This is a genomic window from Bradyrhizobium sp. UNPA324 (assembly GCF_006658635.1).
GTDB lineage: Bacteria > Pseudomonadota > Alphaproteobacteria > Rhizobiales > Xanthobacteraceae > Bradyrhizobium > Bradyrhizobium nanningense.
On the sequence record NZ_LFJD01000004.1, the window covers coordinates 6,554,351 to 6,574,193 of the forward strand.

15 protein-coding genes are annotated in these 19,843 nt (G+C 64.4%); 6 read left to right on the forward strand and 9 right to left on the reverse strand.

The features are described 5' to 3' along the window. Positions 1-20: 20 nt before the first annotated feature. Both UNPA324_RS31455 and tcuB read left to right on the forward strand, forming a co-directional pair. Entirely contained in the window at positions 21-1,049 is a 1,029-nt protein-coding gene (locus UNPA324_RS31455; RefSeq protein WP_128916048.1) for an alpha/beta hydrolase, read from the forward strand. 4 nt (positions 1,050-1,053) lie between these two features. Next, the gene (gene tcuB, locus UNPA324_RS31460) at positions 1,054-2,160 is read left to right on the forward strand and encodes a tricarballylate utilization 4Fe-4S protein TcuB (RefSeq protein ID WP_141937840.1); all 1,107 of its coding nucleotides are present in this window, start codon (positions 1,054-1,056) and stop codon (positions 2,158-2,160) included. Between the two features lie 75 nt (positions 2,161-2,235). On the opposite strand, the gene UNPA324_RS31465 is transcribed toward tcuB, so the two are convergent. Beyond that, positions 2,236-5,640 carry an acyl-[ACP]--phospholipid O-acyltransferase gene (locus UNPA324_RS31465; protein ID WP_141937842.1) on the reverse strand — a complete coding sequence of 1,135 codons (3,405 nt, stop codon included), beginning with the start codon at positions 5,638-5,640 and terminating at the stop codon, positions 2,236-2,238. Between the two features lie 668 nt (positions 5,641-6,308). On the opposite strand from UNPA324_RS31465, the gene UNPA324_RS31470 reads away from it, so the two are divergent. Beyond that, complete coding sequence (locus tag UNPA324_RS31470) at positions 6,309-6,929, forward strand: TetR/AcrR family transcriptional regulator (protein WP_181769695.1); 621 nt, start codon at positions 6,309-6,311, stop codon at positions 6,927-6,929. A gap of 27 nt (positions 6,930-6,956) precedes the next feature. Here UNPA324_RS31470 and UNPA324_RS31475 read toward each other — a convergent pair whose 3' ends face one another. From UNPA324_RS31475 to UNPA324_RS31485, 3 genes are all read right to left on the reverse strand, one after another. Beyond that, a complete protein-coding gene (locus UNPA324_RS31475) occupies positions 6,957-8,264 on the reverse strand; it encodes a GGDEF domain-containing protein (RefSeq protein WP_141937846.1) in 1,308 nt (435 codons plus the stop codon). A 232-nt stretch (positions 8,265-8,496) separates the two neighbouring features. After that, positions 8,497-9,801, reverse strand: coding sequence for a nicotinate phosphoribosyltransferase (gene pncB, locus UNPA324_RS31480; protein WP_128916053.1), 1,305 nt, complete (start codon positions 9,799-9,801; stop codon positions 8,497-8,499). Positions 9,802-9,879: 78 nt separating this feature from the next. Continuing rightward, positions 9,880-10,800, reverse strand: a complete 921-nt coding sequence (locus tag UNPA324_RS31485; protein WP_181769586.1) for a LysR family transcriptional regulator — start codon at positions 10,798-10,800, stop codon at positions 9,880-9,882. A gap of 97 nt (positions 10,801-10,897) precedes the next feature. Here UNPA324_RS31485 and pcaH point away from each other — a divergent pair, with 97 nt between their 5' ends. Further along, positions 10,898-11,686 carry a protocatechuate 3,4-dioxygenase subunit beta gene (gene pcaH, locus UNPA324_RS31490; RefSeq protein ID WP_128916055.1) on the forward strand — a complete coding sequence of 263 codons (789 nt, stop codon included), beginning with the start codon at positions 10,898-10,900 and terminating at the stop codon, positions 11,684-11,686. A 5-nt stretch (positions 11,687-11,691) separates the two neighbouring features. Beyond that, entirely contained in the window at positions 11,692-12,318 is a 627-nt protein-coding gene (gene pcaG / locus UNPA324_RS31495) for a protocatechuate 3,4-dioxygenase subunit alpha (RefSeq protein ID WP_141937850.1), read from the forward strand. A 23-nt stretch (positions 12,319-12,341) separates the two neighbouring features. Here the strand turns inward: pcaG and UNPA324_RS31500 are convergent, their stop codons facing one another. Both UNPA324_RS31500 and UNPA324_RS31505 read right to left on the reverse strand, forming a co-directional pair. Further along, a complete protein-coding gene (locus UNPA324_RS31500) occupies positions 12,342-12,953 on the reverse strand; it encodes a LabA-like NYN domain-containing protein (RefSeq protein ID WP_141937852.1) in 612 nt (203 codons plus the stop codon). Between the two features lie 336 nt (positions 12,954-13,289). Next, entirely contained in the window at positions 13,290-14,189 is a 900-nt protein-coding gene (locus UNPA324_RS31505) for a helix-turn-helix domain-containing protein (RefSeq protein WP_128916057.1), read from the reverse strand. A 50-nt stretch (positions 14,190-14,239) separates the two neighbouring features. Here UNPA324_RS31505 and pobA point away from each other — a divergent pair, with 50 nt between their 5' ends. After that, entirely contained in the window at positions 14,240-15,412 is a 1,173-nt protein-coding gene (gene pobA / locus UNPA324_RS31510) for a 4-hydroxybenzoate 3-monooxygenase (protein ID WP_141937854.1), read from the forward strand. A 68-nt stretch (positions 15,413-15,480) separates the two neighbouring features. Here pobA and UNPA324_RS31515 read toward each other — a convergent pair whose 3' ends face one another. The 3 genes from UNPA324_RS31515 to UNPA324_RS31525 form a co-directional block, all read right to left on the reverse strand. Then, on the reverse strand, positions 15,481-17,631 hold the full coding sequence (locus UNPA324_RS31515; protein ID WP_141937856.1) for an adenylate/guanylate cyclase domain-containing protein: 2,151 nt from the start codon (positions 17,629-17,631) through the stop codon (positions 15,481-15,483). 20 nt (positions 17,632-17,651) lie between these two features. Next, positions 17,652-18,320, reverse strand: a complete 669-nt coding sequence (locus UNPA324_RS31520; RefSeq protein ID WP_181769587.1) for a hypothetical protein — start codon at positions 18,318-18,320, stop codon at positions 17,652-17,654. A gap of 182 nt (positions 18,321-18,502) precedes the next feature. Next, positions 18,503-19,621, reverse strand: a complete 1,119-nt coding sequence (locus tag UNPA324_RS31525) for an HD domain-containing phosphohydrolase (protein WP_128916061.1) — start codon at positions 19,619-19,621, stop codon at positions 18,503-18,505. Positions 19,622-19,843: the final 222 nt, after the last annotated feature.

Below are 19,843 nucleotides of genomic sequence, written 5' to 3' on the forward strand. Positions count from 1 at the left end.
AAAAAAGGCAGGGAGGAACCATGTCGCGCATTGCCATTGCTTCGCTCACGGCGCTGCTGATCGCAGGTCACGCCCACGCCGCCGAGCCGATCACCCTGCGCGATATGGGCTCGTTCCATGTCGGCGGACGGCTCGTCGAAATCTCCGGCAAGCCGGTGAAGGAGGTCGTGTTCACGCCCGGTGGCGTGCCGGCCAAGGTCGATCCCAACGGCACGTATCAGGTCGAGCAGATGTACGTGCAATATTTCCTGCCGGCCAACGAGAAGGGGGCCTATCCGCTGCTGATGTGGCACGGCGGCGGACTGACCGGCGTCACCTACGAGACCACGCCGGACGGACGCGAGGGCTGGCTGAACTATTTCCTGCGCAAGGGCTGGGCGGTCTACAATTCCGACGCGGTGGAGCGCGGGCGCGCGGGCTGGGCGCAATATCCTGACATCTTCAAGGGCGAGCCGGTCTTCCTCACCACGGCCAATCCGTTCGAGCGTTTCCGCATCGGCGAGGGGCCGGGCTCCTACGATCCCGATCCTGCCAAGCGAAAGCTGTTGCCGGGCAGCCAGTTTCCGGTCGAGGGCTACGAGAACTTCGTCAAGCAGAACGTGCCGCGCTGGACCACGACGGACGATGCGATCATTGCCGCCTATATCGCCGAGATCGATCGCGTCGGCCCGTCGGTGATTCTGTTCCATAGCCAGGCCGGCAGCTTCGGCTTCAAGGTCGCCCAAGCCCGGCCCGACAAGGTCAAGGCGCTGATCGCGATCGAGCCGGCCGGCATCGGCGATCCCGCCAAGGCGGACGTGCTGAAGACCATTCCGACCCTCGTCATCTACGGCGACTATATCGAGCGCGACTCGCGCTGGCCCAAGATCCGCGCCAACGGCGTCGCCTTTGCCGACGCCATCAAGGCAGCCGGCGGCAGCGTCGACATCGTCGACCTCCCGCAGGCCGGCATCAAGGGCAATTCGCATATGGTGATGATGGACAAGAACAACCTCGAGGTCGCCGCCCTGATCCAGAAATGGCTCGAGGGCAAAGGCCTGACGAAGTAGAGCCATGCACGGAACCAGAATCCTGGACGAAGCCGACCGCCTGATGACGGTCTGCAATTCCTGCCGCTATTGCGAGGGTCTTTGCGCGGTGTTTCCTGCCATGGAGATGCGCCGCGCCTTCTCGGACGGCGACCTCAATTATCTCGCCAATCTCTGCCACGCCTGCGGCGCCTGCTATGTCGACTGCCAGTTCTCGCCGCCGCACGAGTTCAACGTCAACGTCCCGAAGACGCTGGCGGTCGCGCGCGCCGAGTCCTATGCGGCCTATGCCTGGCCGGGCGCGCTGTCCGGCGCCTTCGTCCGCAATGGTCTCGTCATCAGCATCATCGCCGCGTTCAGCATGGCGGCCTTCATCCTCGGCTTCGCCGCCCTGAATGACCGCAGCGTGCTGTTCGGCGTGCACACCGGTCCCGGCGCCTTCTACAGACTGATGCCGCATAACGCGATGGCCGTATTGTTCAGCGCCGCATTCCTCTATGCCGTTCTCGCGCTGGTCATGAGCGTGCGCGCTTTCTGGCGCGACATCGGCACCCCGATCGGCGGCCGGGCCGACGGCGGTTCGATCTTCCAGGCGATCCGCGATGCCGGCGAGCTGCGCTATCTCCATGGCGGCGGTGTCGGCTGCTACAACGAAGACGACAAGCCGACCGACCGGCGCAAGCTGTATCATCACCTGACCTTCTACGGCTTCATCCTGTGCTTTGCGGCCACTTCGGTCGCGACGCTCTATCATTATCTGCTCGGCCGCGAGGCACCGTATCCGTGGTGGGACCTGCCTGTGGTGCTGGGCACGCTCGGCGGCATCGGCCTGATCATAGGCCCGATCGGTCTCTTCGCGGCCAAGATGCGGCGCGATCCGGCGCTGCTCGACGAGACTCGCTACGGCATGGATGTCGGCTTCATCGCCATGCTGTTCCTGACCGGCCTCACCGGCATGCTGCTACTGATCCTGCGCGAGACCGCTGCCATGGGGCCGCTGCTCGCGCTGCATCTCGGTGCCGTGTTCGCGCTGTTCATCACCTTGCCCTACGGCAAGTTCGTGCACGGCATCTATCGCTTCGCCGCCTTGGTGCGCTATGCGCAGGAGCGGCGCAGCGAAGCCGTTGCTTGAAGCGCGTCTGGGAGCCGCCCCAGAAAAAAGCCGTCGCACCGGGCATCTCTGCCAGTGCGACGGCTATGGGTCGGGTTACGCCACTTCGCGCTCCGGCGCGGACGCCTGCTCGCGGGCCATCGTCGTTGCCGTGACGTAGTCGGTCTTGCCGGTGCCGAGCAGCGGCACCTTGTCGACGACCATAATCGCCGCGGGCACGGTCAGCTCGGACGCGCCGATCGCCTTGGCCTGGCCCTGCATCGCGCTGCGCTCGGCGCTCTTCTCCGTTGTCAGCAGCACGATGCGCTCGCCCTTGCGCTGGTCGGGGATCGAGACGGCGACCGATGCGGCCTGCGGCCACAATGTCGTGGCGATGCTCTCGACAGCCGACAGCGAAACCATTTCGCCCGCGATCTTGGCAAAGCGCTTGGCGCGGCCCTTGATGGTGATGAAGCCGGCGGCGTCGATCGCCACGATGTCGCCGGTGTCGTGCCAGCCCTCGGGAAGCTTTTCGAGTACGCCGGGATTCTCGGCCCTGAGGTAACCGAGCATCACGTTCGGCCCGCGCACCGAGAGGCGTCCGCCTTCCTCGATGCCGGGGACCGGATCGAGGCGGCTCTCCATCAGCGGCGACAGACGGCCGACGGTGCCGGGGCGGTTCGCCATCGGCGTGTTCATCGCCAGCACCGGCGCGGTCTCGGTGACGCCGTAGCCTTCGAGGATGCGGATGCCGTAGCGCTCCATGAACACCTGCCGGGTGCGGTCCTTGACCGCCTCGGCGCCGGCGATCACGAGGCGCAGGGTGCGGAAGTCGTAGGCGTGCGCCGACCGGGCATAGCCGGTGAGGAACGTATCGGTGCCGAACAGGATGGTGGCGCCGGTCTGGTAGATCAACTCGGGCACGATCCGGTAGTGCAGCGGCGAGGGGTACATGTAGATCGGAATGCCCGCCAGCATCGGCATCATCATTCCGCCGGTGAGGCCGAACGAGTGGAACACCGGCAGCACGTTGAACACCTTGTCATTGGCGTTGGCATCGACCCGCGCCAGCGCCTGGGCGGCGTTGGCGAGGATGTTGCGGTGGGACAGCACCACACCCTTGGGCGTGCCTTCCGAACCTGACGTGAACAGCACGACAGCCGGATCGTTGGCCTGACGGACGACGCGGGGCGTCGTGCCGGCGAGCAGGCCCTTGATCTTGTCGGCCACGCCGATCGAGGCGCGGATGTCTTCGAGATAGACCACGCGCGCCTCAGTGGAGATCGCGGCCATCAGCTTGTCGAGCTTGCCCTTCTCGATGAACGCCTTCGACGTCAGCATGGTCTTGACCTGCGCGGCCTTCATGGCGGCGAGGACGTTGACCGGGCCGGCGGAGAAGTTGAGCATCGCCGGCACCCGGCCGATGTTCTGCAGCGCCATGAAGACGACGGCGACGCCGGCGGAATTCGGCAACAGCACGCCGACATTCTCGCCGATTGCGGTGCTGGTCTCGAGCTTGCGGCTCAAGACCTGCGCGCCGAGGATCAGCTTGCGATAGGTCAGCTTGGTGCCGAGCGCATCCTCGATGATGACCTTGCCGGTGTCGCGATCGCGATAGGCGTGGCCAAGTGCCTCGAACAGCGAGTGATCGAGCATGGCGTTCTTCACCAGAGCGTCGATCATCACGTCCTGGAGCGCGGCACCGGCGGCGTTGCGGCGCGCCTTGCCCTTCAGCGCTTCATCGACCGGAAGCTTGACGGGCGGCAGGATCGTGACCGTCACCCGCGGAAACCACGAGCGCTTGATCTGGCTGGAATTGAGGTAGCTGAGATGCGAGCGTTGCGCGCCTTCGATGCGGACCGGCACGACTACGGCGTCGGCCTTGTCCGCGATCATCGCGGTGCCGTCATAGACCTTCATCAGCGAGCCCGAGACGGTGATGCGCCCCTCCGGGAAGATCACCACGGGCTCGCCGGCGGCGACGAGCTTGATCAGGTCGCGCGCGGCCAGCGGCTTGGTCGGATCCATGGTGTAGTGCTTGACGACGCGCAGGAACGGCTTGGCCCACCAGGCCTTGGCAATGCCGGTATCGACCGCGAAGCTGGCGTCGATCGGCAGCACGGCGTGCAGCAACGGGCCGTCGATCAGGCTGACATGGTTCGGCGCGATTAGCATCCGCGTGCCTGGAGGCGGCAGGTTTTCCAGCCCGCGCACCTCGGTGCGGAACAGCGCACGGAATAGCAGTCCACCGAAATCGCGCACGCCTTCCTTGCCCCACTTGGTCAGCACGAACCAGACCGCGCCAAAGCTGGCGACGCCGAGGCCGAAGAAGATCCAGCCGACATGCAATCCGCCCGCCTGCAGCAGCGCGACGAACAGCGAGCCCACCACCATGAAGGCGGCTTGCAGCACGTTGCCGGCGGCAATGATGCGGGCGCGCTCGGACGCTGCCGACCAGGCCTGGACCGCGGCAAACGACGGAACGACGAACAGGCCGCCGCCGAACGCGAAGGCGACGAAATCCACCATCATGCGCAAGCCGGCGAAGGAGGTTGCGAAGTCGAGCGCGGCGATGTTCTGGCCCTTGGCGGTCACGGCGATGGCCCAGGCGAGATCGAGCCCGGCGAATCCCATGATGATGGCGCCGATCGGCACCAGCGCGAGGTTCGGACGAACGTGGCTGAGGCTGGCTGCGAACAGCGAGCCGATCGCGATGCCGATCGCGAAGATCGCAAGGCACAGCGTCACCACGCCCTCGGTGCCGCCGACGACATCCTTGACCAGCGCCGGCAGCAGCGACAGCACGATGGCGCCGACCAGCCAGAACCAGGAGACGATCACGGTGCCGTCCCACAGGCGGTGGTCGGCGTGCAAGGTCCTGAGCAGGCTCACCGTCGAGGTCCAGGGATTGGCATCGACGGGCAGGTCGGGCGCGGAAGGCGTTGTCTGCGGAATGCGGGACGCGAACGCCCATGACAGCAGGGCCAGCACGACCACGGCCGAGGCGACCCAGCCCATATGCGCGGAGCCGGCGACGAACTGGCCGCCTGCGACGGTGCCGAGCAGGATGGCCATGAAGGTCGCGCCCTCGACCAGGGCGTTGCCGGTCGCGAGCTCGCCGAGCTCGAGCTGATCCGGCAGCATGGAATATTTCACGGGCCCAAACAGGGCGGCGATGATGCCGAACAGTGCGAGCGCCGCGAACAAGAGCGGCACCGAGTGCAGGAAGAAGCCGGCGGCGGCAAAGCAGGCTGCGAAGATCTCGGCGAATTTGAGCCGCCGTGCGACGACGGATTTGACGTATTTGTCGGCGAGCTGGCCGCCGAGCCCGGAGAGGATGAAATAGGGGAAGATGAAGACGGCGCCGGCCACCGTGACCAGCGCATCGCCGTGGCCGGTTGCGGCACTGTAAAGCAGAATGATGACGAGTGCGTTCTTGAGCACGTTGTCATTCAGCGCCGAGAAGAACTGCGCCCAGAACAGCGGCGCAAAGCGGCGTGACGACATCAATTCCCTGATCATGACTAGTCCTGTTTTGGAAAGGCAGCCTGAGGTTGTTACGTTGTCTGTGAAGCGTCACGACCGGAAGCGCGTGGGGTGAACGATCGCACGGCGAGGATGTCGCCGACCTGCTCTGTCCCCTCGGTTCCTCCGATCCTGTTGGTCTCCAACTGGTCTCGTTAGGTTCGCAAATATCTGGTCGCGGCCGTGCCGGCCGCGCTGACCGGGATATGGCCCGGGCGATGATGAAAACCTGAACCGCCTCATGGAGGCCAGCGGGATCAACCGCGATTGTCCGGACATGGTGAGTCCTTCCTTGCAAGCAGTTTGGGAATTCGGGCCAAACTGGGGAGGGGCCCGCCACACTCGTCTCAGGTCAGATGGGAGAGGTGGCGAAAGGGCGAGAAGCGGCCAAGAATGCTAAACTTGCGCCCTTCGAGACGTGCACGATCGCGGCTGGCCCGCCACATCCGGAAGGCCGCCCGACGTTCCGCAAGCACGCCGGCGACATCACAGGCGTTGGCGATGCGATTGATCGGCCTCATCGCGAACCCAAGAACGGTCCGGCCAAAGCCGGTCACGAGAGCGGCGGCGTCATCGACGAAGGTGGCGGCGATATCAACAGCGAGGGTTTGCATTTTGCAGGTCTCCGTTCTAGTTTGAACAATGTTCACGTGAGTAGCTCGAAAATGAACAACGTTCAAGAAGAATCGCTGCGAGATCGAAAAAAGAATCGGCGGCGGCTCCAGATCCTGGAGATCGCCCGCGGCATTATCGCGACTAAAGGATTGAAATCATTGAAGGTTCGTGACGTTGCGGAGGCCGCCGGCTGTTCCGTTGGCAGCGTCTATAACGAGTTCGGCGACTTCGATGGCGTGATCCTCACCGTCAATCGGGAGACCGTTCAGGCCCTTACGGCCCGGCTTCGCGGGGTGCCGGGCCAAGACCCCGTGCGCCAGCTCTACGGACTTGCCGAGACCTATCTCGAATTCTTCGCCGAGCACGCCAATCTGCTGCGCTCGCTGTTCGAGCATCGGATGGAGGACGACCGTCCTTATCCCGACGACATCCTGCAGATGGTGATGGATGCTTTCGCCCTCATGCACCCACCGCTGGTACGGCTGCTACCTGATGCGGACGACGTGAAGATCGCGCTGTTGTCGCGCACCCTGTTTTCCGCCGTGCACGGGATCATCTCGCTGGGTCTCGAGGAGCGCATGGTGGCCGTGCCGCCCCAGATGCTGCGCCAGCAGGTCGACCAGTTTATCGACGTGCATCTCGCCGGTCTCGGAATTCTGCCTTTGCGGTGAACGAGGCCAGCAAACGAGGCTTGGGCCTCAGGCCCGTGCAGCTTCGCGCGGCCGTGCTGCAACGAGGACGACGTCCGGCCTTCCGCCGTCGACTTGGACTCGGTTGCGTCCCTTTTCCTTGGCCCGATAGCAGGCGGCGTCCGCGCGTCGCATCGCGTCCTCGAGCGTGGTGGTGCTGTCGGCAATGCAGGCGACACCGATGCTCGCGGTCACCGCAAAGCAGCGACCGTCCCAGGCGAAGGTGAACAGCTCCAGCGCTCGCCGCAGTCGTTCGGCGATATCGACCGCATCGTAAGGCGAGCACTGCGGCAGGATCAGGCCGAATTCGTCGCCGCCCAGGCGCGCCACCAGATCGTGCGGGCGCCGGTCCTGTTGCAGGAGGCGCGAGACCTGGCAGAGCAGGCGATCGCCCGCAAGGTGTCCGCAGCTGTCGTTGACGTTCTTGAACTGGTCGAGGTCGAGCAGGATCAGGCTGAGCGAATCCGCCGCGGCAATGTCGAGCTCGCCTTGCAGGCGCGCCTCGAAGGCGCGGCGATTGGACAAGCCGGTCAGCCAGTCGTGCGAAGCCTGGAAGGCCAGACGCTCCTTCTCTTCATGCAGAGCATGTTCGAACGCCTGTCGTTGCAGCACCAATCGCCTGGTGTGCCAGATCAGGAGCAGGATCAGCGTCACGGCGGTGACGATGTTGATGCCGGTCAGCGTCAGCTTGATGGCGCGGGAGCCTTCGCCGAGGACGGTCGAGAACCGGTTGGCGTGCACCGTGAACTGGGCGTTGAGCTCGGAGAGCCGTGACGACAGGAGCTGCAGGCGGTTTGCATCCTGAACAGGACCGTTCTCCCACTCGGACCGGATGACCTCGCCGAAGACGCTCAGCTCCAGCAGCATGGGGTCGGTAGCGGCCCACTCGCGGATCGCTTCCTGCAGGAAGCTGACGCGGTTGAAATAGCGAAACAGCCAGATCAATCCCGGAACGTCATCGGGATGATTGCCGCCTTGCAGGAAACCGATGCGGGCCGCCTCGACGTCGACCGGATCGCGCTCGAGTGCCCAGCGCGCGAACTCGTCGCCGATGGGAACGGCGAGCGAGGCCTGGTACTGCGCGAACTGGCCGGGATCGCCGGAATGCAGATAGAGGTTGAGGAAATAGACGGCGTTCTTTTGCGAACGCGACCACAACGCTTCGCCCGCGACATAGGCGCGAACCGAAGACATCACCTCGAGACTGAATCCCGCGACCGCCGCCTGAAGCACGACGACCATCACGAAAGGCGAGACGAGCTTGATGACGTGAAGAAAGCTGCGTCCCTTCCTCGACGTCGCTGTTCTGCGAAACACGCTACCGTTCCCCAAATCGCGCAATGCCCCCAGCGGAGCGCTGCGCCTGCAACTTGAACTAGATGCGATGGTTGCTTAACTCGACCTGAAATGGGTGGAGGACTACATTGCAGGGTGAAAGCGTCGCGAACTGAATGCCTGCAGATTGCTTCAAATGCCGGGCAATCGGGCGAACTGACCCATTACATTCGGCGTGCGCGCTTTGCTCGACGAAGGGAGTTGGGGTCCGCGACTAGACCAGCACCGGCTTGCGCACGCGGCCGGCGTCGCCGAACACGCGCAAGTAACGCTCGATCTCCGAGGGCATGCCGGTCGCCTTCTCCGGATTGTCGGAGAGCTTGACGGCGGGACGGCCGTCGACCGACGACACCTTGCAGACCAGCGAGATCGGATCGAGATTGAACGAGCCGTCCGGCGTGCAGCCGACGAAATCATTGGTGAGGTTGGTGCCCCAGCCGAAGGAGAGCCGCACCCGGCCGGCGAAGTGATGATAGGTCTCCTCGATCGAGCCGACGTCCATTGCGTCGGAAAAGACCAGCAGCTTGTCTTTGGGATTACGACCCTTCTTCTCCCACCAGGCGACGATCTCCTCGCCGGCCTGGATCGGCGGCGCGCTGTCGGGCCGGAAGCCGGTCCAGTCGGCGACCCATTCCGGTGCATCGCGCAGGAAGGCCTTGGTGCCGAAGGCGTCGGGCAATGCGATCAGGAGGTTGCCGCCATAGGTCTGGCGCCACTGGTCGAGAATGCGATAGGGCGCCCAGCGCAATTCCTCATCGTCCTTGGCGAGCGCGGCCGCGACCATCGGCAGCTCGTGTGCATTGGTGCCGATGGCCTCGAGATCATTGTCCATGGCCAGCAGCACGTTGGACGTGCCGATGAAGGACGAGCCCAGGCCTTCCTTCACCGCCTCCACGCACCAGCGCTGCCAGAGGAAGCCGTGACGGCGGCGGGTGCCGAAGTCGGACAGGCGCAGATTCTCGAGCTTGCGAAGACGCTCCACCTTGGTCCAGAGCTTGGCCTTGGCGCGGGCATAGAGCACGTCGAGCTCGAAGCGGCCGCGGCCCTTGATCGCCGCACGGGAGCGCAGTTCGTTGAGGATTGCGAGCGCCGGAATCTCCCACATCGTGGTGTGCGACCACGGCCCGTGGAAATGCAGCTCGTACTGGCCCTCGACCTTGCGCAGCTCGTATTCGGGAAGGCGGAATTCAGCCAGCCAGCGGATGAAGTCCGCCGAGAACATGTGGGTCTTGCCGTAGAAGGTGTTACCGGCGAGCCAGATCAGCTCCTTCTTGGTGAAGCGGATGGTGCGGGCATGGTCGAGCTGGGCGCGCAGCTCGCCCTCGTCGATGATCTCGGCGAGCCGCACATGGCGCGAGCGGTTGATGACCGAGAAGGTCACCTGCTGATCCGGGTAGTCTTCCCGAATCATTTGCAACATCAATAGCTTGTAGAAGTCGGTATCAAGCAGGCTGCGGATGATGGGATCCAGCCGCCAGCTGTGATTGTAGGTCCGGCTCGCAATGTCGGTCACTGTCATGGGGGAATTCTAGCGTGGCGGCCCGCGCGCAACCAGTGGGTTTGGCGAGGGCTGGTCTTCCGAAAGACGGTATCGCTATCATGCCTTGGCGGCCGTCGCTGCGACCGTCTCGAGCTGGCTCCTGACCCAGCGATGGGCCGGGTCCTTCTGATAGCGCTGGTGCCAGACCATGAACATCGGTAGCTCGGCCAGCGTCCGCGTGCGGGACGCCAGCGGAATCCGCGTTTGCGCGAAATCGCGCATGATCCCGGACGCCAGCAGGCTCGGCATGCTCGCCAGCATTTGCGTGCCGCGCAGGAAGGACGGCACGCCGGAAAAGCTCGGCACCGAGATGGCGATGTCGCGGTGAAGACCGTTGGCCGCCAACCGCCGGTCGAAGTCGAGCCGCTCGTTGTCGGTATAGACGACGGTGATGTGACGCGCCGCGAGATAGGCCCCGCGGCCGGTCGGAGCCGTGCGCATCCTGGGATCGAAGTAACAGACGTAATGATCGCTCAAGAGGCGCTTCTGCACGATATCGATACCGGACGGTGGTAACGGCGTGATCAGGACGTCGCAGCGGTTTTCCCGCAGCATCGCAGGCGAGGGGGACTGCGAAGGGATCACGCGCAGGTTCAGGCCTTTCACTTGTGCCGCGACATGAGCGAAGAACCGCGGCAGCAGCAGATCGCGCTGGAAGTCATTGGCGGCAACCGTCAGCGAAAGCTGCGCGCGCGCCGGCTCGAACGTGACGCCCCCGGCAAAGCTCCGCATCTCGTCGATCAGTGCCCGTGCCTTTGCGGCGAGGGCCTGCGCATGCGCGGTGGCGACGATGCCGCGGCCGGATTTCGCGAATAGCGGATCGCCTGCGATCCGCCGCAGCTTGTTCAGCCCGTGACTGACCGCCGATTGCGTCAGGCCGAGCCGGGTTGCCGCCGCGGTGACCGAGCCCTCCTCCAGCACGGCGAGGAACAGTTCGAGCGCGTGGCCGTCGAGCGCCAAATGATCGATTTCTTTCATGCAATATATTATAATCGATCTATTTATCCGGGGAATAGACCGGACCATGATCTCCCGATAAGCCGCGTCCGGACCGGGCGCCCCAGGGAGAGACACGATGAATGCCCAGGCGCCAGCCTTGCGGGATCCCCGCCTCAACCGTCCCGAGCCCCTGACGCCGCCGCTCGGAGACGGCGGCTTTTTCCAGCGCGACCGCTCCATCCATCCGCCGGCGCATGCGCCCGGCTACAAATCCTCGGTGCTGCGCTCGCCGCGGCAGGCGCTACTGTCGCTGGAGAATTCGATCTCCGAGATCACGGGGCCGGTGTTCGGCCACAACGATCTCGGCCCGCTCGACAACGATTTGATCCGCAACTACGCCAAGGACGGCGATCCGATCGGCGAGCGCATCGTCGTCCACGGCCGCGTGGTCGACGAGACCGGCCGCGGCGTGCCGAACACGCTGGTCGAGTTCTGGCAGGCCAATGCCGGCGGCCGCTACCGGCACAAGAAGGACACGTATCTGGCGCCGATCGACCCGAATTTCGGCGGCTGCGGCCGCGCGCTGACGGACGACACCGGCTACTACTATTTCCGTACCGTAAAGCCGGGGCCCTATCCCTGGCGCAACTACGTCAACAGCTGGCGTCCCGCCCACATCCATTTCTCCGTGTTCGGTTCCGGCTTCGCGCAGCGTCTGATCACGCAGATGTATTTCGAGGGCGATCCCCTGATCCCGATCTGTCCGATCCTGACGACCATACCGGACAAGGATGCGCTCGACCGCTTGGTGGCGCCGCTCGACCTCAACGCCTCGACGCCGTTCGACTCGCTCGCCTACCGCTTCGACATCGTGCTGCGCGGCCAGCGCTCCACCTATTTTGAAAATCGAACCGCGGGGAACTGAAATCCATGGCGCAGCCGCTCAACTATCTCAAGGAAACCGCCTCGCAGACCGCGGGTCCCTATGTCCATATCGGACTGATCCCGGCGATGGCCGGCTTCGACATTTTCGAGAAGAATTTCTCGAATGTCCTGACAACGCCGAATACGCAGGGCGAGCGCATCACGCTGGAAGGCAAGGTGCTCGACGGCACCGGGACGCCGCTGCGCGACGTGCTGCTGGAGATCTGGCAGGCCAATGCGAATGGCCGCTACAACCATCCGGCCGATCGTTCGGCCGGCGCGCCGAGTGAGGAGTTTCGCGGCTGGGGCCGCGCCGGCTCCGATTTCGAGAGCGGTCTCGTGACGTTCGAGACCATCAAGCCGGGCGCGATCGTCGACAAGACTGGCCGGACATGCGCGCCGCATGTCAATGTCTGGATCGTTGCGCGCGGCATCAATATCGGCCTCAACACGCGGCTCTATTTCTCGGATGAAGAGGCCGCCAACGCCGCCGACCCCGTGCTCAACCTGATCGAACAGCCGTCCCGGCGCTCGACCCTGATCGCCAAGCGCGGTGAGCGTGCCGGCAAGGTCGTGTATTCCTTCACAATCAATCTGCAGGGGCCGGAGGAGACGGTGTTCTTCGACGTGTGACGATCGGGCGGCGTCCCGCAGGGTCACTCTACCCGGTCGTCGCGCTTGATCGTTCCGCGCGCGAGGAATTGCGGTGGCTGCCGCACCTCGCGCGATGCCGGCCGGTCGACCGGATCGCGGCCGACCTTTGGTCTCAGTTCGACCAGATCAATGAAGACATCCGCCTGCCGGCGCAGGTCGTCGGCGACCATGGGGGGCTGAGTGGCGAGCGTGGAGACGACCGTCACGCGGACGCCGCGGCGTCGCAGGGCCTCCACCAGCGAACGAAAATCTCCATCGCCCGAGAACAACACGATCTGGTCGACATGTTCGGCAAGCTCCATCGCGCTCACGGCAAGCTCGACATCCATGCTGCCCTTCACCTTGCGGCGGCCCGTAGTGGCGTCGACGAACTCCTTGGTGGGTTTGGTGACGACGGTGTACCCGTTATAGTCGAGCCAATCGATCAACGGGCGGATCGACGAAAACTCCTGATCCTCGATGACGGTCGTGAAGTAGAAGGCGCGCAACAGCGTGCCCCGGCTTTGAAATTCGTCGAGCAGACGCCTGTAATCGATGTCGAAGCCGAGCGCCTTGGAGGTGGCATGGAAATTGGAACCGTCGATAAAGAGTGCGATCTTCTCGATCGAAGACATTCTGCACAAATCCCCCGTTCCGAATGAAAGCAGCCGGTCCGGCGTCAGGGCACGCTGTGTGGGCCGGAAAGCACTGACAGCGTCGGCGGCCCTGTTGAAAAAGCGACGCAGACGACCGGACAGGAGGGCCGTCTTGCGCCGAGGTTAGGGAGGTTCGATGCCACCAGCGCCAGGGCGCCGAATGCAGCCACGCTAAGGCGCGTGCAACCCTTCCTCAATTGTACAAAGGGTAGCTTCCCCTATACGAAGGTAAGTGGCCGCACCGACAGCCAGCGGAATTACAGTTCGCGGCCGGCCTCCGACCATAAGCGCCGCCCGGATCGTTCGTCCGATGTGTCAGCTCTCGTCGCCATGGAGCTGCGCGCGGAAGGCGCGCGGTGACACGCCCGTGGCTGCGGCATAGACGCGGCTGAAATAGGCGGGATCCTCGAAGCCGAGCGTGTAGGCGATCGTCGAGACCGGCAGATTGGTGTAGACGAGGTTGCGGCGGGCCTCGCGGATCAGCCGGTTGAGGATGAGGTGCGAGGCGGTATCACCGGTCGCCGCCCGTGTGATCCGGTTGAGGTGGGTCGGGGTGACGGCCAGCGCCTCGGCATAATCCGCGACGCTCCAGCGCTCCAGATGGTGCTGCTCCAGCAGCGCCTCGAAGCGGCGAAACAGGCTGGATTCGATTGTGCCGTTGCCGCCGCTCTCGCTGGTGAGCGCGCGGGCCACCAGCCCGATCATGGCGGCCGACAACGCGCGCAGCACATGCGCGCGGCCGAAATCGCGCGCGGCATGTTCGGCGAAGATCTGCTTCATGATGGCGCGGATCTGCGGCGTGCTGCGGACCACGGCCGAGCGCGATAGCGCGCCGCGCAGGCCCTCGGCTGCGAGCAGCGCCTCATCCAGGATCTCCGCGGCGATCGTCAGCACCCATCCTTGGGTATCGGGCACGAAGCGGAAGCCGTGGACGTGACCGACCGGCACGTTGACGATCTGCATCGGCCTCAACGTCACCACGCGTCCATCCAGCGTCGCTTCGCCGCCGCCGCGCTCGATCAGCAGCACCTGGTGCAGCCGGGCATGCCGGTGCACGGCCAGGGTCCAGTCGTGCAGCACCGAGCGGGACGCGATGGTCTCGCAATGCACGACGTCGGGCAAGTCGCCGGACTCGCCGAACAGATTGTAGATCCGGATCGCGGGGGCTGTGGCTCTCATGTTCGAATAGTACAAGACAATGGCGAAACCCTCCATCGGTCCGCGGCATTAAATCTGCAAAAAAGTGCCGACGGGAGGACGCAAAAATGAAAGTTCAGGTCTGTATCATCGGCGGCGGGCCGTCCGGGCTGCTGTTGTCCCAGCTCCTGCACCTCAAGGGCATCGACACGATCGTGCTGGAGAAATACAGCCGCGACCATGTGCTCGCCCGCATCCGCGCCGGCGTGCTCGAGCATGGCTTCGCCAAGCTGATGCGCGAGGCGCAGTGCGGCGAGCGGATGGACCGCGAGGGCGAGATTCACACCGGCTTCGAGATCGCCCATGACGGCGTGCTGTCCAAGATCGATCTGCACAAGCATTCCGGCGGCAATTCGGTACTGGTCTACGGCCAGACCGAGCTGACGCGCGACCTCTATGAGGCACGTGACCGCCTCGGCGGCAAGGTCGTGCACAACGCCGAAGACGTGACGCCGCATGATCTGACGTCGGACCGGCCCTACGTGACCTATCGATCGAACGGCGAGACCGTCCGTGTCGATTGCGACTATATCGTCGGCGCCGACGGCTTTCACGGCGTCAGCCGCAAATCGATCCCGAAGGACGTGCTACGCGAATATGAGAAGGTCTATCCGTTCGGCTGGCTGGGCGTGCTGTCGCGCACGAAACCCGTGTCGCCCGAGCTGATCTATGTGAAGCACGAGCGCGGCTTTGCGCTCTGTTCGCTGCGCTCGCAGGTGCTCAGCCGCTACTACATCCAAGTGCCCTTGACCGACAAGGTGGAGGATTGGTCGGACGATGCGTTCTGGGCCGAGCTAATGCGCCGCCTGCCGGATCAGGTCGCCGGCAACCTGATCACGGGGCCGTCGATCGAGAAGAGCATCGCGCCGCTGCGCAGCTTCGTTGCCGAGCCGATGAGCTATGGCCGGCTGTTCCTTGCCGGCGACGCCGCTCACATCGTGCCGCCGACGGGCGCGCGCGGGCTGAACAGCGCTGCGTCCGACATCTACTATCTCTACCACGCCCTGCTCGCGCATTTTCAGAGCGGCGATGATTCCGGCCTTGAAGGCTATTCCGCCAAGGCGCTGGCGCGGATCTGGAAGGCGCAGCGCTTTTCCTGGTGGATGACGATGCTGCTGCATCGTTTCCCCGACCGGCTCGACTACGAGGACCGGCTGCAGCAGACCGAGCTCGACTATCTGCTCTCGTCGGAGACCGCGCAGCGTCTGCTCGCGGAGAATTATGTGGGACTGCCGTTTTAGGGTGATGTTGTCGGCGAGCCACGCTCTCCCACATGGGGAGAGGGTGAGAAGCGGCAGACTTCCTGCCGTCACTTCCCTTCCAGCGTATTGACCGGGGTCCAATCCGGCGGCGGTGGATTCGCGGTGAATGCTAGCGCGCGCTTGGCGAACAGCGCTGATGCCGAATCGGTCTTTGCCATCTGCCCGAACGCATCCGCCGCCTTCGCAAACTCCCGCGCGCGCCAGCTGGCGAGCCCTTCCGCATACGTCGTCGCCACCTTCGTCTGTTCGGCGCTCTCTGCGCCTGTCTCCGCCAGTGGCTCGAACACCTTGATCGCCTCGCCGCGGCCCAGTACGCGGATCGCGTCGAGCTCGCGCCAGGCAAACGTATCGCCGGTCTGCGCCATCGTCGTTTCGGAGGCCATGATCGCGGTGCCGTAGTATTTGTTGGCGCCCTCGAGCCGCGAGGCGACGTTCACGGTGTCACTCATCACGGTGTAATTGAAGCGGCGGCGCGAGCCGATGTTGCCGACGACGGCTTCACCGCTGTTGAGGCCGATGCGGTGCGACAGGCCATGGCCGGCAAAGGCGGGGTGATTGGCGTTGAGCTCGGCCAGCTTTTCGTGGCACCTCAGCGCGGCGCGAACCGCGTTCGTTGCATGTGCGGGATCGTCGGCCGGCGCGCCGAACATGGCGACGATGGAATCGCCGATATATTTGTCGACGTAACCGCCGTGGCCTTCGATGATGTCGGTCATGGCGGAAAGATATTCGTTCATCAGCGTCACCAGCTCGCCCGGTGTCATGGTCTCGGCAATCGACGAGAAACCGCTGAGATCGGAGAAGAACATGGTGACGTTGCGCATCTCACCGCCGAGCGCCGGCATCTTGCCGGAAGCGACCATGGTGTCGATCACTTCGGGCGCGAGATAGAGCGCAAAGCTCTTGCGCAGGAAGCGCTCGTCGCGATCGGCCAGCACGAAGCGATAGCCGATCATCGATGCGAGTGCCGCAAGGCTCGCGAGCGCAGGCTCCGCCAGCGGCAGCGCCTTCGCATGAACGAAGGCGCCGACGGCTATTGCGGTGTAGACGGCAGTGAGGACGAGCCATGCGGCCAGCGCGCCGGTCGGCGCGAATATGGAGGCCGCGCAGGCGATGATTGCGGCGACCACGATCGTGAGAATGGTCCGCATCGGAAAGCCGAGCTCGGTCGTGGCGTCGTGCTCGATCAGGTTTCGTACGGCCGTGGCGTGCACGAAGACACCCGCGACGTCGCTGCGCGCTTTTTGCGGCGAGCTTGCCGGCGCGGGCAGGGCGCATCGGGCGGCCGGCGTTCCATCATAGCCGCCGGACAGGCGCATCGAGGTGAGCTTGCGGTCCTCGAAATTCAGGACCGTGCCAACCAGCACGACCTTGCCGCCGAAAGCGCGGCGGAAGAAATCGCGGTCACCCTTTTCGGCGCAGGCGTGCAGATCGACGAAGGAAAAGGTCGGGATGTCGCGTCCCAGCCCTCGGAAGTTGAGCGTCATTGTATTCGGCACCGCGCTCGGGATCGCGTAGCCGGACAATTCGGTCGCGCCGGAAGGCGCGATCTCGGGCTTTGCGCCGGTCGCGCGCGCCGCGAGCTCGGCCGCCATCGCGGGGACCGGCCGGCTCTCGATGGCGAAGCTCAACGGCATTCGCCGGATGACGTCGTCGTGGTCGGTGTGGACATTGAGCGCCCGGACGGTGTTGCGCACGGCCACTTGCTGGGCGCGATAGGGCACTTCCGGATGGTCGTTGCTCAGGATTTCGCCGAGCACGAGCTTGCCGCTGTCCGAGAGTCGCCTGAGCGCAATCAGATAGTCACGGTCAAATCCTCTCACACGGCTGCCGAACGACGTGTCGCCAAAGGGAATCTCCGACTGCTCGATCGAGTTCTTGAAGATGACGTCGAAGCCGATCACCTTGGCGCCGCCTTCGCTGATGCTGTCGAGCACCCGGCCGATCTCGCGTGTCCAGGTTTGCGTCGGCGATCCCTGGAACGGCGCCGTCTCGTAGGTTTCACTGTCGATCGCCACGACGACGACCGGCGATGTCGCGGGATCGCGGCGGTCGCCAATCAGCTTGCCGCGCAGTGCCGTGAGGATGTCGAGCGAGAGGCCTTGCAGGACTTGAAGCGGCGGAGACGTGAAAATTGCGCCCGTCACGAGCGCAATCACGATCGCTGCAACGATGTCCCGTCCCCCGATCCGCCGCATCGCCCCGTCGCTAGGTCCGCTTATTCGAGCCGCAGCAGGCGGCCGATGATCGGGGTCGGCGCGGCGGTGGCGCTGGCGTCGACCTGGAAGGTGTAACGCTTGGTGCCGAGGCTTGCGAGATAGCTGCCGCCCGGCGTCAGCGACTTTCCGGCCTTGGCAAAATCATAGAACTTGCCACGGGTCATGACGTCGCTCTTGAGCGCTACGCTGATCGTGGGCTCCTTGCCGTCGGTGCGCTCGATCACCAGCGTGCTGCCGCTCTTGGCCTGGACGATCGGCGCGACGCCGTAGAGCGTCGGCAGTCTGGACGGAGCGGCCTTGGTGTCGGGCCGCATGGTCCGGAACGTGGTGGCGGCACTCTGATTCGCTTCGCGCTCGGAGAGCTGCGCTGCCTTGGTGTCACAGGGCACCTTGGCGCGCTGCACCTCGCCAAGCTGCACGGTGCTTTGCTCGGCGCCGACCAGCACGACGCCTTCGCTGATCGTCTCGCGCAGGCAGGATTTGAGATAGCTGAGCGTGATGCTGGCCTTCGGTCCGAGCTTGATGATCTTGCCCGCCGCGACGTAGTCCATGAATTCGACGCCGTCGACCTTACCTTGCACGTCCTCGACGATGGCGGCAGGGGTCTCCGCCAAGGCGGGGGCCGCAATACAGAACGCGCCGACAGCGGCGCCGAGCAGGCTTTTCATGGGAATTCTCATCCAGTTTGACCGACGTATGACCAGTCCCCGTCCTGGTCCGATGCTTAGCAGCAGGGCATCCAGGCAAGTGTGAGCAGAATCACTCTTTGTTATTGGTGCCACTCTAGCAGGAACAGGTTCAACCCGGCGACCGGAGAAAACGGAGCCGCGGCAAGCTCTTGGGCGAATTCTCAGGCGGCCGGGACGGGCTCGACCGGACGGCTCTCCGCTGCACTCTCGGAAACGAGCGCGGCGTCCGTCTTCTGAAACGGCGTGGCCTGCTGCCCCGCAGCGATCTCCACGACCTCCTTCCAGCGCGACAGGAATGCCTCGACGCAGGCCGGGTCGAATTGCCGCCCCTGATGCTCGATCAGGTAATTGCGCGCCGCCTCGATCGGCATCGGCTCCTTGTAGGGGCGCCGCGTCGTCAGGGCGTCGAACACGTCGGCGACCGCGACGACGCGTGCGGCAACCGGGATCTCGTCTGACTTGAGACCGTTCGGATAGCCCGCGCCGTCCCAGCGCTCATGATGACCTGCGGCAATTTGCGCACCGAGCTGGATCAGCTCGCAGCCGGAATCCGCCAGGATCCGCTCGCCGATCGTCGCATGGGTGCGGATCACCGCTATCTCCTCGGCGGTCAGCTTGCCCGGCTTGAGCAGGATATTGTCGGGAATGGCGACCTTGCCGACGTCGTGCAGCGGCGCGGCCAGATAGATGTCGCGGCAGAGCCGGGCCGGCAGGCCGAGCTGCTCGGCGATGATGCGGCTGTACCGGGCGACCCGCAGCGTGTGCTCTCCGGTGTCGTTGTCGCGATATTCGACCGCGAGCGCGAGGCGCAGGATGATCTCCTCCTCGCGCTCGCCGAGCTTCCGCGTCGCGGCTGCGACTTCACTGGCCAGATGCGCGGCGCGATCGTTGAGCTTGCGCACGGCTGCACCAAGCTGAATCAAATTCCGCAGACGTACCGTCATCTCGACGCTTTGCGGCTGCTTGGGCAGGAAATCGGTTGCACCGGCCTGCAGCGCTTCCATCTTGACGTCGTCGGTCTGTCGCGAGGTGATCATCGCGATCGGGATGTCGGCACAGCCGGGCAGGGTACGGAAGACCCGGATGAAGCTGATGCCGTCCATATGCGGCATCTCGTAGTCGACCAGCACGAGGTCGAAAACGCGCTCGCGCGCACAGGTCAGCGCTTCGACGGGATCGAGGAAGGTGGTGGCTTCGACCAGACCTTCGGCCTCGATGTGACGTTTCAGGAAGTTGAGGATGGAGCGGCTGTCGTCAACCAGAAGCGCTTGGGTCAGCATCGGCGGCCGGGCTCTCTTCGCTGGCAAAGGCACGGACCCCACCCATAACCCGAGCGAATTTAACGCGAAGCAAATGCGCTGCGGGACCGTGCGCCCCGGATGCGATTTCAGCAGGCTGTGCACGCCTGCATGCACCTGCGCGAATTCCGGTGGAATGTGACCCGTAGTTGTACGGACCGCCGCGTTAGTAGTTTGCTCATTTTATTCACGTCAAACGTGTAG